Below are 13,893 nucleotides of genomic sequence, written 5' to 3' on the forward strand. Positions count from 1 at the left end.
TCACCCACATTCTGCTAACTAAAGTTTAATTCGACTTCTTCAGGTTCTTTACCAATCACAACATATTTCGTTTCCTTAATATGCATTAATGCCGATTTAGCTTGATATTGAACCCGTGACATTTGATCATTGACAGTCGGTACCGGTGTTGGCGATTCGCCTTTAGCGTAACGAGCTGCATTGCGTCCGATTGCCCGGTATGTTTCCGGTGTAATAACGGGTGCCTGTGGGAACAATTCAAGATTTGATAAAGGTTCCAAATCCTTTTGGTGGATGATGGTTGTCCCTTTAGATTGAATTGCAATCGCAACCCCTGATCCTGAGTAACCGTCAGCTTCAGCGCCAGCAAATGAAACGTCTGCTGTTCTGTAAACTTTAATTACTCTGGCTTTTAATCCTTCTTCTTCAATCCCAGCAATGGTTTGTCGTAGAATCTCTTTGTGTGCAAGCCCCGTCATATTCTCAGTCATATGTTCTGCAAAACCGGGTAAGACTGCAATGACAACTTCATCCGTTGTTGTTCCCTTTTTAGCAATCCCCGTTCGCTTGAACCAATCGAGCTTAAGTGGTGCATCCGTTGCTTCTGGTTGACCAATTTTAGATGCCGTAGAAGCAGGTTTTTCCGTCACTTCTGATCCTCTGAAATCAACTTTACGGTCAACTTCTTGTGCTTCTGCAATGACTTGCTTAACAATCTGTCGTAGTAAATCTTCATTCACTTCAACCATGAATTACTGGCCTCCTTTTTGCAGTAATCAATCTAAACGTTAGACGGATTGATTGCCATTGGTATCGCTTTAATCTTTTCCCATAGCTCATCATCGATATGATATCCGGTACCAGGGCCATGGTAGTCATTACCATTGTTAACGGCTGAAATCACATTCCAGTCCTTATCAAAAATTGCTGATGTTTGCAAGAAATCACCGGCAATCCGTTGTTGTAATAACTTCAAGACAGTTTCTGCGATATCTTGGAAGCCACCTTCATAGAGACCTTTAATGATATCAACACCGGTAATGTTTCGGTCTAGAATTCCTTGTGCTGCCTTCATATCCTCAACCATATTTCGTTCAGGCATATCTTTAGAAGTATAGGCATAAGTTGCAGCTTCGACTTCTTCATCCGTAATAACCGGTAAATCCAACGCCTTAAAGACAGCTTGTAAAGCTCTAGCAGCTTTGTTCCGTACTTTAATCAAATCTTCTTCTTTAGCAGGAATAATCCCGGCATTAATCTTAAGATCGCGTTGCATTGCATAGTAGTCATCATAATCGGTCGCATCCGTATTAGAACCAGCAAACGTATTATCATAGTTTGGTACTGATGAGTAGCCTGATGAAATATAATCTGTGCCAGCAATAAATTGACCTAATAGTCTTTCCGTTCGGCGAATGTCAGAATGCGAGAAAGCCTGATCATTACCAGAAGCACATTCGATATCTAACATCATACAGAGTAGGTTTTCACCTAAAACTTCACGAATACCGGATGGCACAGCCCCTGGAATTCCGATACAACTAACAGCACCGTTTTGTAGTCCTTGTACCCCACAGCCTTTAGTGATAAAGATACAACGTGTTTCAAGGTATAACATCGACTTCCCTTCAGCGTAACCCATCATGACTTCAGAACCTGAACCCGAAGTAAAGCGCATCTTCAAACCACGTGAAGCATAACAAGAAGCTAAAAAACCTTTTGACCAAGGCGTGTCATCACCATCCGTGAAAACTCGTTCTGTTCCATAAACAGAAATTGTTTCAGCGTATGCTGTAAAACCGCGCATTCCCAAGTTCAATTCCATTGCTTCTTCAACAGAACATTGTGTGATTACCCCTGGACGACCCGTTTGTGCGCCAACCATAATTGAAATCGCGTTTAATGGTGCATAACGCGCAACAGCAGTTGTTGTTTCTTGTTCAGGGAAACCCCGTAACGCTGCATCCGCTGCATCGGCAGCTAACAACACTGGATTATCCCGAATATTAGTAACGTGAGCTTGTGTTGCTGGTGTCTTACGTGGTCGCATCTTTTGTGAAGCCATAATCATTTCTGCAAAGTTCAACTTACTAATAACGTCCGCTGCTTTAGCAGGTGTCATTGCAGTTGTAATCGGAATGATGTCTTCCCGACGAACGTTAGGATCAACTAATTTATTGGCAATTTCTAATGAATCCATCGCCATTACTTTTTCAGCGTCCTTAGTCACAACAGCGTGTTTAGCAATAAATTGATCAATTAAATCAAATTCAGCTTCCGTTTTACCATCCATTTCAACGATCTTACCATTTTCAACTCTTACACTTGGCTTAGGGTCGTTAGGACTTTCCATTGCGATTAAACCTTCTTCTGGCCATTCATCGACAAAACCGTCTAAATGGACAGGACGTTTTTCTAATTCTTCAACTCTTTTTTGTCGTTTCAAAATTGCACCCCGCTTTCCTTAAATATATGAAGGAAAATCATTCATTGGCGTATCACCTAGAGTACCCAGTAATTGCTCGCCAACTTCTCTAGCTGAAATAACAGCTTGACGAACAGCACCGGAATCCCCTGTGATGTGCAGAATGCCTTCGTTTGAATAACTCGTTCCAAAACCAGGTGAAGCAAAATCAATCGCTTCAACGTTGGCTGCCTTTAATGCCGTATCAGCCATTACAACGCCAATCCCAGCAGGTGCACCGGCAATTAAGCCGTATGCTTGACCTTCTGGTGCACCAAATGCCATATGACACGCTTGACTAGCACGGGCTGTGTATTGCAATTCTAAATGGCCAGCCTGGTTGTTATACACGTCACCAAACCGAGTTGGGACATTTTCTAACGCAATTTCGATTGCACGTCTAACGTCTGAAACATCTTGCCCACCAATTAGAATTAATGATCCGTGACCAGCGCCACCCTTTGTATCTCTTGGTAATTGAACACTGATGACTGTTGTATTTGTCCCTTTAACAGCTTCATCGGCCGCCATGATTTGTGGTCCGCCACCCGTTCTAGCAGAGAGGATTCCAATTGCACGGTAGTCCCCTTCGACATGTAACTTGGCAAATAAATCGCGGTCAACGTTTGCAATGACCATGCCGATTGTATCGCCAATTGGTGCTGTTCCCACAAATTCGGTTAGATTAATCGCAACATCCTTCATCTGATTCACCCCGTTTGTGACTTCATTAATGTCGTTTGATTGTAGTACCTTACTTAAAATATCGGTAACTAACTGTTCATTTTGATCTGCCATCTATCAATCACTTATTCCTGTGTTAGTTTTGATTGCATTTTGATTAATTTTTCAATTTCTTCATGAGGCCGTGGAATGACAAAGTTCGAAACAACTTCTCCAATATTTTCAGCAGCTGCAACACCTGCATCAACTGCTGCTTTAACCGCACCAACATCGCCACGGACCATAGTTGTAACTAAGCCATGTCCTACTTTCTCTTGACTAACTAAGCTGACGTTTGCAGCTTTTACCATTGCATCCGCTGCTTCAATTGATGGAACTAGTCCTCTTGTTTCAATCATGCCTAATGCTTCTAATGCCATAATGACGACCTCCAAATTTTTAATCTATAAAATGAATACACTTACATTATAGTGAAAGCGTTTGTTGATTTTTCGGTATCTTCTAGTATTCCATATTCTTAAAGTGTCATTAATTAGTCTAACAGTCTACATTCGCTATTAAAAAACACTGATATAACAACCTTTAAAAGACCCATAACTGTTCCATAAGTTTTCTATTAATAATTCCTTATTGATAATAATTCGACAGAATTCTAACAATTAGTTGTTTTTTGTAACTATTTTAGTTTGAAATATCATTTTATTGTTGTTTTTAAATGAAATTGTTAAAAATTAAGCGTTTTCAATAAAGCCTCTTGAAAAAAATTTTCCTGACTGTCATATTCTAACTAGTACCTTTCACGTTAGGAGTCTTCTATATGGTCCATAAGATAATTGCAATTAGTGGCAGTGATTCACCACTATCCTCTAATTTACGTCTGCTTCATTATTTGAAACTTCACTGCGCTGACGTATTTCAAATTCAATTACTTTCTATTAATCAATTACCCTTTCTATCTGCTGAAAATGCTGAAAAATATCAAGCCGATCTTGATTACGTACGCAATGTACTCCACGAAGCTGACGGCGTAATCATTGCAACTTCTGAAATCAATTATAGTGTTCCTGCAAACATCAAGAATCTAATCGATTGGTGTTCGTTAGACCCTTCAACATTACAACATAAACCAATCATGTTACTTGGCGCATCCACGGGACGCTTAGGAACTGTCCGGGCGCAGCAACATCTCCGCCAAATTTTAACATCACCCGGTATTAACGCCTGTATCACACATGAAACTGAATGTCTTGTAGGAAATGCACCTGATAAATTTTCGCCCGATGGTCAATTAATTGATTCCGAAACAAAAAAAATTCTGCACAATCTTTGCGCAGAATTCCATTCCCTCATTCAAAATAATTAATCATAAAAGGTGGTTCAATTTATGACACATGCTACGGGTTTAGAACGTATTATTCAAGAATACGTCCCTGGTAAACAACTCTCTTTAGCCCATATCGTCGCTAGTCCAACACGAGATCTATATGAAAAATTAGGGCTCAGCGATTGTCACGACGCAATCGGAATTATTACAGTTACACCTTCTGAGTCGGCGATTATTGCAGGCGATCAAGCGCTTAAATCGGGCGCCGTTGACGTTGGATTTGTTGACCGATTTAGTGGTTCTGTATTTATTACTGGTAAGGTTTCAGACGTCTATGCTAGCTTAGAATCTGTCATTTATTTTTTTGAAAATCGATTACACTTCTCCATCACTAATATTACTAAGAGTTAATTCGTTTACGATACTCTGATGGGGTACAATTAATATATTTTTTAAATATCTGACTAAAATAACTAACTTGTGGGTAGTTTAGCCGTACGGCGACTTCTTTCACGGTTAGTTTTTTATTCGCTAATAATTTGGTTGCCTTTTGCATTTTACGTACACTCAGATATGTCGAAAAGCTAAACCCGGTTTCCTTCCGAAATAACTTACTAAAATAATACGGAGATAAATAAATATGCGCTGCTACCTTGTCTAAAGTTAGCGGACGTTCAATATTTTCATCAATAAATTGGATTGCTTTAATAATCATATCATTAGTAGCATTAATTTGACGTAATTTAGCCATCATTTCGATTGCCGTTAGCTTTTCATGTGGTTTTTTAACTGGCTGAGATTCTTGAACGTTAAAAATTACTTGTTCTTGGCCTAATTCCAAAATATTCAATCTCAAGAGATGTTCTACCAACGACTGAACTAATTCACTTGTTTCCTCTAAATGCTCAGTTGCAACTCTCCGATAGCCTACCTGATTAGATCTACGCTTATCAATATATCTTGCGCAGCAAATATAACCAACAATCATGTTAAATTGTTTAATTTTCAATGGTAGCGATGCATGTTCTAATTGATAGTCATGTCGCTGAATACCACTAAGTGTTAAATCCTCACTGACATCATCATCAATCAACATCGCAGGTTCCACTTCAAGTGATCCGTATACTTCTGTTACCAAATGCCCTTCTATATCAACGATGTATAAAATTGCATCCCCGATTTTAGCAAGATTAGCAAGCATACTCGGAATCACTTGCTGATTAGCAAAAACCAATTTGCGAATATCGATTTCTTTCACGAATAGCACTCCCATTCTGAAAATAACAATTGATGCCCTAAACATAATTAAAATATTCACTATTCGGAATTACTATACTACAAATCCATAAAAATAAACAAGTATAAATTTAAAACAATCTTTCTGAAAATCGCATATATAAAGGCGTCATTTATTTGTAAGCGATTTAATTGTTTTTTAAAAATAATGGACTAATAAGTTAATTATTAGGTAATAATATCACAATTCCATTCAAATTTTTAAAGCTTTTTGTTTTCATTCCCATGCTTTTCTAAGCAAATATTTATCGATATTTAAAGCGTAATTTTGAAAAAGCTTGTAGTTCTCATTATCCCAAAAAATCATTTCTGTCATTTAATTTTATTTACACAATCATCAATTTGGTTGCTTCTTTGATAATATGCTATACTATTTTTACTTTTAGCGGAGGCATTCATGATGATTTCTATTTCTTATGGTACTTTGACTGTCAATCAGCATCAGTATATTCTTGCAGTTAGTCAAGCCGGTTTATGCTTCGTCGGCTCTCCAGATCAGACAATTAGCGAATTAACCACTTTTTTACCGGATGCTCAACCAAACGAGAATCAAACCGTCGTTGCACCGTTTGTAACTGCCTTGCAAGCCTATCTAACCGGCAAACAAACCACTTGGACCCTACCAATAGATACCACAAACGGAACCGCTTTTCAGCAAACCGTCTGGCAAGCATTGCAAACCATTCCGTATGGACAAACTACAACTTACAGCGCTTTAGCCGCTCAAATTGGACGGCCAACCGCAGTTCGAGCAGTCGCCTCTGCTGTTGGCCGTAATCCACTATTGATAGTCATTCCCTGTCATCGCGTCTATCGAAAAGACGGTAAAATAGGGGACTATCGTGGCGGGCTTGAGTTGAAGCAAGCTCTTCGTTTGCTTGAAATCCAGAGTAAATAAGAGAATTAATTTGAAATTTTATTGATAAAAGGCTATACTTATGATTAAGTTGGTGGTAGAATGTACGGTTACTCTACTCCTTTCAAATTAAGAAAAAGAGATGATTATTACGCAAGTAACTGATGTCTATGGGTTAACCCATGAGAACTGCAAGCTAGTTGAAACTGAAAATGATTTTACGCGCATCTTCTTAGCAGAAGGTCCTGATGGTACACGCTATACGTGCTTACTACCAGATGCTAAACCAAATCCAAAGTCTAACCAACACTTTGAATATGGGAACCCTGCAGATGCACCCTACTGACCACTAAAAAAGACGCCAACAGTTAAAGCCTGTTGGCGTCTTTTTTTGAAACAACTACCCGCTGGACTGGAGTATTCACCGTTCTGTCATTAAGATATCCAAAAATTGTTCGCCGTATTTTTCAAGTTTGTTTTCTCCCACACCTTTGACATCTAACATTTCAGTCAGCGAAGTGGGCATCATTTCACACATTGAATATAGGGTCTTATCCGAAAAAATTACAAATGGTGGTACGCCTTGATTTTCAGCTAAATCACGCCGTAACGCACGTAGTTGCTCAAACAATTCATTGTCTTCTGGCAACGTCTGTTGCACTTTAACTGCCATTTTACGGGTTACTTTAGCCTGACCCTTCAAGACCGCAACCCCCGTTGTCGTGATTTGGAGCACTGGATATTGGCCACCTGAAGCTTGTAAATAACCAGATGCCACTAAATAATCGATCAAACCACTGACTTCCTTTTGCGAATCCCCCCGCATTAAACCATAGGTCGGTAATTCATCAAATCGAAATTGCATGATTTTTTGATTCTTGGAGCCCGTCAACACTTGAGCCACCAGCACCTTCCCAAATCGTTCGTCCATCCGTTTAACACACGATAAGACTTTTTGTACATCAATCGTGATGTCTTGTTCTTCACGCGTATCCAGACAGTTACTACAACGGCCGCACGCTTCACAATCATCATCAAAATAATTAACGATGTACTGTTGCAAACATTGTTGCGTATTAGCATATTGCGTCATTTCCTGTAACTTGGCATATTCCTGTTGCTTATGGATGTCGTCCATTTCTGACTGATCAATAAAGAAATGTTGAATCTGCACATCATTCACTTTAAACAATAGAATGGCTTCACTTGGCAAGCCATCACGACCGGCCCGGCCAGCTTCTTGATAGTAAGCCTCTAAACTCCCAGGAATCTGAGCATGGACCACAAAACGCACATTACTTTTATCGATGCCCATGCCAAACGCATTAGTCGCGACCATTATCGGTTTGCGATCATAAAGAAAATCTTCTTGATTCTGGCGGCGTATTGTTTCGTTCAGACCACCATGATACATCGTCACATCCAACTTGGCCTTTTCAATCAGCTTTGTGAGCCGTTCAACTTCTTTCCGCGTGCTGGCGTAAATAATCCCAGATTTTTGTTTGTTGACCTTTAAATAGTCGATTAAGTAGCGATCACTATTTTGATTTTTAACTACTTGGAACGCAAGATTTTCCCGTGAAAAACCGGTTTTAACCTCATGTTGGATTTTCAAGCGTTGCATAATATCATCTGCAACCTGTGAGGTAGCAGTCGCAGTTAATGCCACAATCGTTGGCTGTTGCCGCATTTTTTGAATCGTATCGGTTAACCGTAGATAACTCGGCCGAAAATCGTGCCCCCATTGCGATATACAGTGCGCTTCATCGACCGCAATCAAATCAATTGTTAATTCCGCCAAATCGGTCAAAAAATAATCTGAATCTAAGCGCTCCGGTGAAACATAGAGTAATTTCACTTCGCCGCGTGCGGCCTGATTAAAGCGTTCTTGGACTGCACTTTGAGTCAATGTACTATTGATAAACGTGGCCGGAATTCCATTTTCATTAAGCGCATCGACTTGATCTTTCATCAAAGAAATCAAAGGCGATATCACCAGCGTTAAGCCAGATAGCATCAATGCTGGAATCTGATAACATAGCGACTTCCCGCCACCAGTTGGCATAATTGCTAAAACGTTAGTCCCCGCTAACAGTGATTCAATAACCTCCAATTGGCCTTCTCTAAAATGATCATAGCCAAATTTTTCTTTTAATACACCTTGTGCTTGCATCTCATTACTCCCGCCCGTTGAAATTTCTACCCTCTATCATAACAAAGATTCGTTAATTCCGGTTAATTGAATCTCAGTTTCAAGCATTCTTTCAATCAATTCTTACTGGCTGACAAAACCATCGATTTAGTGTTTAATTAGAAGCATCAAAGACTGTCAGGAGGCTTCCTATGACCTTGCAAATTAATGCCATATTGACCGCAACGCAAACGGTTATTGATTTCATCGATCTCCCCATTGCCCAACTATTAATTGAACAAACACCGGCTAATACAACCGCATTCGCACACCCCGCTTTATTCCTCGGTTTTGCGCAGCAACAACTGCAACAAATTGGACAACTCTCCCCACTTGAAACAGCCTCGACTGATCAAGTTGACACGGGTATCTGGATTACCATGAATCCTGAGTGGACTGAACAAATTGGCTACGTGGGGCAGCTACTAGCCGAACAAAGTCAACCACCGATAACGAGCGCCTCGCTTCCGTCCAACGTTCCTCAAAATTTCCGAACAACCTTAGCTCCAGCCGTTGAAGCCCTCATCTTGGTCCTCAGCCGCTTTGGTTATCCCCTGACCAAAAGCGCACCAGTCAAAGCAAAGCCGGCTAAAACACGTCATCGATGGACAAAAGCCGTCAGCCAAATCGAATTCACTGTTGCCACGCGCGAGGCACAGGGCACAGCCATCTGGCAAAAGCGCAACGAGATGTTATTGAAAGTGGGAGCACAATTGCGGCCAACCGCGCCACTTAATAAGGATGGCTCGTTTGGCTTTGCTGCTAAAATGGGTACTCACTTGCGCAACGAACATGCAGCGCAAATTCAAGACAATCAAACGACTGAAGACATTGTTTTCAAGAGCGTGAATGAAATCGGCCTCTTCTTATACTATGGCGGCACCAATAGTTGGCTTGAATTACGCGACGCAAATGGACGCTCAATTGAAGATTGGACTAAAATCTAAACAACACAACATTTAATAACGTAAAAGCAGTGCCTTTGATGCATAAAATCATCAATGACACTGCTTTTTAATGTTTCACACGAAACATTACTTACTTTTTAATATTTTTAAGTGCTTCTCGTTGGGCAAAAGTCATTAAATCATGTGATGCAACAAAAGCAACCACCCAGTTTGGATTAACCTTACCATAATTTCGCAACGCCCAACCAATTGCTTTTTGAATAAAAAATTCATCAGTATCAATGTCCGCCGTTATTGCCTCTACAAGGAAGCCTACATCCGTTTGGTCATAAAAACTTAGTTGCAAGGTAATCGCAATCCGTCGTAGCCAAAAATTATCAGCACCTAAAAATAAATGACTAACCCAGTCAAACTCGTCCGGACGGTATTTAACATATGCGCTAAATACTTTGCGCCACTCATCAATACTATCCCACCAGCTTTTTTGAACAATCAAGATCATTAAGTGTTCTAAATCGGCCCGTCGCCACCGCCGAACTGCCCGTAAAGCCAAGTCAATGGCAACATATTGATATTCACGTGTTGATTGCTGATACAGCTCATCAATCAATTGCATTAACCGTGACGGTTCAAATTGTTTCACAGACTGCCATAATTGACGTTCAATCAGATGCCGCTCTGGTGCTCTGACTCCATTAAATTCAAATTGACTCTGCATGTATTTTTTCATTGCCGTCTGATTCTCTGGATATGTCGGTAATTTAAAATTCATGTATTTCATCATCCCTCTACTTCAACTTTTTAAAAGTGTCGAGCTAATTGACTAGCCGATGCCATTGCAGCTTTCATGATAGCTGGTGCCTCTTCTGGTGAGTGATCCGCCCCTTCAATGCTTACCGGTAAGACTTCATCGACCCCAGCAAAGCCAAGGATAGCTTTAACATATTGTGACGCAAAATCCGTACCAGCATAAACCCCGCCGGCGGATTGAATATGCACTGCCCTTTTACCAATGACTAACGGTTCCGCCGCTGTCTCAGTATATTTGAAAGTCTTGCCAGCAACCATCACAGTATCCAGCCATGCTTTTAATTTCGTAGGAACATTAAGATTCCATAGCGGATTAGCAATCACGAACTTCTCCGTTGCTATGTATTGATCAGTATAATGATTAAATTGCTCTAATTTTACTTGTTGAGTAATCCTTAATTCAGTGACTGGTTGTCCCGCTTTTAGCGCTGTCCATGCGCATAATAGGTCTTGATCGATTTCCGGAATATCCGCTTGATAGAGGTCTAACCAACTGATTTCATCTGCCGGATGATTAGCCTGATAAACCTGCATGAACTGATTTAATACCGTAATTGTGCGTGAATGCTCAGCCGTCAGTGGATGAGCCTTAACAACTAGTACCTTACTCATTAAATTCCGCTCCTTTTCAGTAACTATATTTTAATATATTGCCATTAATATTGTCTACCACAGTTTGCCAACTTGTCACTATTCTTTAAAGCGCAATGCTTCTTAAAATCAGCGATTAACCACTAGCCCATTTTGTTCCATATAATCTCTTCAGTATGTGTGCCATTACTCTTTAGGACGGATAAACTTGCATTGGCAACCATTTTTTGCGCCCGAATTTTTGCAAAGGGAATCCCCAGCATGGTATTAATAACAAATAATAAAATAATCCCATGCGCAACAATTAATACATCACCATCAGGGTATGTCTTTTGTACGGTTTTAATCACAGTCATCCCGCGCTTTAAAACTGCTTGATAGGATTCCGCATGAATTTGCTTGGCATCAAACAATTCTGGATGATGAAAGTAGTTTTCATACTGCGGATGTTGCGTCAAACTAGCACCTGGCTGTCCTTCCCAATCACCGAGTGCCATTTCCTTTAAATTATCAACAATCATCGTTGGCGGTGGCGACTGATTAAGTTGCGCTACTATCGCATCCATCGTTTCAACGGCACGGGTTAAGGGGGATGTCAGTAATGCGTCAAACGACTGCTCCGCTAACAAGGTCCCTAACCGTTCAGCCGCCGCTTTCCCGTCCTCCGTCAAAGCCGTATTGGTCCCGCCACCATTGAAACACTGTGCTTGATTGACCATTGTCTCACCATGACGCACAAAATAAAAAGTTGTCATCTGTATCCCACCTTTACATGTCTCATCATACTATAAGACAATAAAAAAGCGCTGTCAAAATTATCCAGATTTTCTTAAAATAATGATTATCATTCGTCTCATATCTTTTCCATCATACTGTATTCTTTCTATGGAAATACTAAAGTCATTTATACTTTTACCATGATTGTTCTAGCGTAAACCCATGCACTTATATAAAGAAATTTTCTAGATAATAGTCCAAAATGATCCGACTTTTACCGTAATAACCGATGGTGATTGGTACTTTGATTCAGCAAACATCATTCAAGCCTCAATATGACATACCGTTAGCGGCCCTTTCATCGAAACCGGTTTTTAATTTAACTTCGGCGAAAATATTATGAGTGGCGAGTATTTTACGCTCGCAACATTATCATTTGCAACAAAGTACGCGTATTGCGCGAAATTCCAACCAAATAAAAGGACTGACAAAATTGTCAGTCCTTTTTAAGCTGCAACTACATAGCAATTTCTTAAGTCCTTGCAATCATTATTTTGTAATCAACTTCTTTTCAATCAAGTAATCATGCGCCACGTCACGCGCTTTACGATGTTTAACTTGAACTTGATAGTTCATCTGTTGCATTTCGTTTTCAGTAATCTTATCAGCCAAACGGTTCAATGCTTTAACCACTTCTGGATGTTTTTTAGCAAACTCTGCCTTCATGATTGGTGCCCCTTGATACGGTGGAAAGAAGTGCCGATCGTCTTCTAAGACAACTAACTTGTAGCGCGCAACTTCCGCATCGGTTGTATAACCGTCGACAACATCGACTTTCCCATCTGCAATCGCTTTATAACGAACACTCGGTTCCATAATCTTAGCGTCCAAGTTCAAGTGATAAGTCTGCTTTAAACCTTGGTAACCATCTTTTTGATGATAAAAATCTGGATCAAAGCCAGCAGTAAACGGGCGGTTCAAGGCTGCTAAATCAGAAATCGTCCGTACATTATATTTCTTAGCAAAAACTGCACTAACGGCTAAATCATAACCATTTTGATAGTGCATCGGTGATAAATATGCCATATTAAATTGTGTTTGTAATGCCTGTTGTGCATGGCGATATGTTTTCACCGGATTCTGGTTAGTCTTAGTTGGCGACTTCACCAACGTTTGTAAAACCGTTCCTGTAAATTCAGGATAAATATCGATTTTATCAGCCTTCAATGCATTAAATAAGAATGTGGTTCCCCCAAAATTTGGCTTGACCGATACTTTGTATTGCGGACGATCCGCTAAAATCAAATCACGATACATATTCATCAATATTTCAGGTTCACTACCCAACTTACCGGCAATCGTAATCTCCGTCTGTGGGGTTTGAAACCTTACGATACCTTCAATCACGCCAAAAAGACCCACAAAAATTGCCAAACTGAGCGTGATCTTTTTAAATGATAACATGCCTAACCAGCGAATTAATGCGCTGACCACTAACGCCAAACCAGCCGATAATGTGGCTCCTACCAATAGTAAGGCATTATTATTCGACTGAATCCCAACAAGAATAAACGTCCCAAGACCGCCCGCGCCAATCAAGGCCGCTAAAGTTGCTGTCCCAATAATCATGACGAGTGCAATCCGCAAGCCTGAAATAATCAGCGGCATCGCCAAGGGTAATTCAATTCGTAAAAGACGTTTAGCCCGTGGTAATCCAAAAGCAACTTCTGCTTCTTTTAACGCAGGGTCAATACCGCTAAGACCCGCATATGTATTTTGAAAAATCGGCATTAAGGCATATAAAACTAAAGTAATCACAGCTGGTACTGTGCCAATTCCAACCAATGGGATTAATAATCCTAATAGCGCCAAAGAGGGGATTGTCTGTAAAACACTCGTGACTTGGAGCATTGCTTCAGCTAGTTTTTGATGCGTCATTAGAATAACCGCTAACGGAATTCCAATCACGGCTGCAATCAATAATGCTAGTAGTGAGATTTCAAGATGTTGTCCGAGGGCTTGCAATAACTCACCGGATTGTGTCGTTAAAATCTGTGTAATTTGTTCAATCAT

Annotated in this window: 15 protein-coding genes; 5 read left to right on the top strand and 10 right to left on the bottom strand. The window is 40.3% G+C overall.

The genetic code is table 11. The features are described from left to right. Positions 1 to 14: 14 nt before the first annotated feature. The 4 genes from FC90_RS01590 to FC90_RS01605 are packed head-to-tail and all read right to left on the bottom strand — an operon-like array spanning position 15 to position 3,546. Positions 15 to 728: a propanediol/glycerol family dehydratase medium subunit gene (locus tag FC90_RS01590; protein ID WP_057907562.1), complete on the bottom strand. Its 714-nt coding sequence runs from the start codon at positions 726 to 728 to the stop codon at positions 15 to 17. A 32-nt stretch (positions 729 to 760) separates the two neighbouring features. Next, entirely contained in the window at positions 761 to 2,425 is a 1,665-nt protein-coding gene (locus FC90_RS01595) for a propanediol/glycerol family dehydratase large subunit (RefSeq protein ID WP_057907563.1), read from the bottom strand. An 18-nt stretch (positions 2,426 to 2,443) separates the two neighbouring features. Continuing rightward, entirely contained in the window at positions 2,444 to 3,241 is a 798-nt protein-coding gene (gene pduB, locus FC90_RS01600; RefSeq protein WP_057907564.1) for a propanediol utilization microcompartment protein PduB, read from the bottom strand. A gap of 11 nt (positions 3,242 to 3,252) precedes the next feature. After that, a complete protein-coding gene (locus FC90_RS01605; RefSeq protein ID WP_039098529.1) occupies positions 3,253 to 3,546 on the bottom strand; it encodes a BMC domain-containing protein in 294 nt (97 codons plus the stop codon). A 398-nt stretch (positions 3,547 to 3,944) separates the two neighbouring features. Between FC90_RS01605 and FC90_RS01610 the strand changes: the two genes are divergently transcribed. Together FC90_RS01610 and FC90_RS01615 are read left to right on the top strand one after the other, a co-directional pair. After that, positions 3,945 to 4,490, top strand: coding sequence for an NADPH-dependent FMN reductase (locus FC90_RS01610; RefSeq protein ID WP_057907565.1), 546 nt, complete (start codon positions 3,945 to 3,947; stop codon positions 4,488 to 4,490). 21 nt (positions 4,491 to 4,511) lie between these two features. Then, complete coding sequence (locus FC90_RS01615; protein WP_057907566.1) at positions 4,512 to 4,862, top strand: BMC domain-containing protein; 351 nt, start codon at positions 4,512 to 4,514, stop codon at positions 4,860 to 4,862. On the opposite strand, the gene FC90_RS01620 is transcribed toward FC90_RS01615, so the two are convergent. After that, positions 4,852 to 5,709, bottom strand: coding sequence for a helix-turn-helix transcriptional regulator (locus tag FC90_RS01620; protein WP_057907567.1), 858 nt, complete (start codon positions 5,707 to 5,709; stop codon positions 4,852 to 4,854). The two genes, FC90_RS01615 and FC90_RS01620, sit on opposite strands and share 11 nt — an antisense overlap. A gap of 438 nt (positions 5,710 to 6,147) precedes the next feature. On the opposite strand from FC90_RS01620, the gene FC90_RS01625 reads away from it, so the two are divergent. Beyond that, positions 6,148 to 6,645 (top strand): methylated-DNA--[protein]-cysteine S-methyltransferase, encoded by a 498-nt coding sequence (locus tag FC90_RS01625; protein WP_057907568.1) that lies wholly within the window; start codon positions 6,148 to 6,150, stop codon positions 6,643 to 6,645. Positions 6,646 to 6,745: 100 nt separating this feature from the next. Beyond that, positions 6,746 to 6,949, top strand: a complete 204-nt coding sequence (locus tag FC90_RS01630) for a hypothetical protein (protein WP_057907569.1) — start codon at positions 6,746 to 6,748, stop codon at positions 6,947 to 6,949. 75 nt (positions 6,950 to 7,024) lie between these two features. Here the strand turns inward: FC90_RS01630 and recQ are convergent, their stop codons facing one another. After that, positions 7,025 to 8,776: a DNA helicase RecQ gene (gene recQ / locus FC90_RS01635; protein WP_057907570.1), complete on the bottom strand. Its 1,752-nt coding sequence runs from the start codon at positions 8,774 to 8,776 to the stop codon at positions 7,025 to 7,027. 170 nt (positions 8,777 to 8,946) lie between these two features. On the opposite strand from recQ, the gene FC90_RS09165 reads away from it, so the two are divergent. Next, entirely contained in the window at positions 8,947 to 9,741 is a 795-nt protein-coding gene (locus FC90_RS09165; RefSeq protein WP_057907571.1) for a hypothetical protein, read from the top strand. 91 nt (positions 9,742 to 9,832) lie between these two features. On the opposite strand, the gene FC90_RS01645 is transcribed toward FC90_RS09165, so the two are convergent. The 4 genes from FC90_RS01645 to FC90_RS01660 all read right to left on the bottom strand — a co-directional run bounded on the left by FC90_RS01645 (position 9,833) and on the right by FC90_RS01660 (position 13,893). Beyond that, the gene (locus FC90_RS01645; protein ID WP_057907688.1) at positions 9,833 to 10,474 is read right to left on the bottom strand and encodes a DNA alkylation repair protein; all 642 of its coding nucleotides are present in this window, start codon (positions 10,472 to 10,474) and stop codon (positions 9,833 to 9,835) included. Positions 10,475 to 10,503: 29 nt separating this feature from the next. Next, positions 10,504 to 11,124, bottom strand: coding sequence for an NAD(P)H-dependent oxidoreductase (locus FC90_RS01650; protein WP_057907572.1), 621 nt, complete (start codon positions 11,122 to 11,124; stop codon positions 10,504 to 10,506). 122 nt (positions 11,125 to 11,246) lie between these two features. After that, positions 11,247 to 11,858 carry a histidine phosphatase family protein gene (locus FC90_RS01655; RefSeq protein WP_057907573.1) on the bottom strand — a complete coding sequence of 204 codons (612 nt, stop codon included), beginning with the start codon at positions 11,856 to 11,858 and terminating at the stop codon, positions 11,247 to 11,249. A 511-nt stretch (positions 11,859 to 12,369) separates the two neighbouring features. After that, positions 12,370 to 13,893: an ABC transporter permease/substrate-binding protein gene (locus tag FC90_RS01660; RefSeq protein ID WP_057907574.1), complete on the bottom strand. Its 1,524-nt coding sequence runs from the start codon at positions 13,891 to 13,893 to the stop codon at positions 12,370 to 12,372.

It is taken from the genome of Latilactobacillus graminis DSM 20719 (genome assembly GCF_001436415.1).
Lineage (GTDB): Bacteria > Bacillota > Bacilli > Lactobacillales > Lactobacillaceae > Latilactobacillus > Latilactobacillus graminis.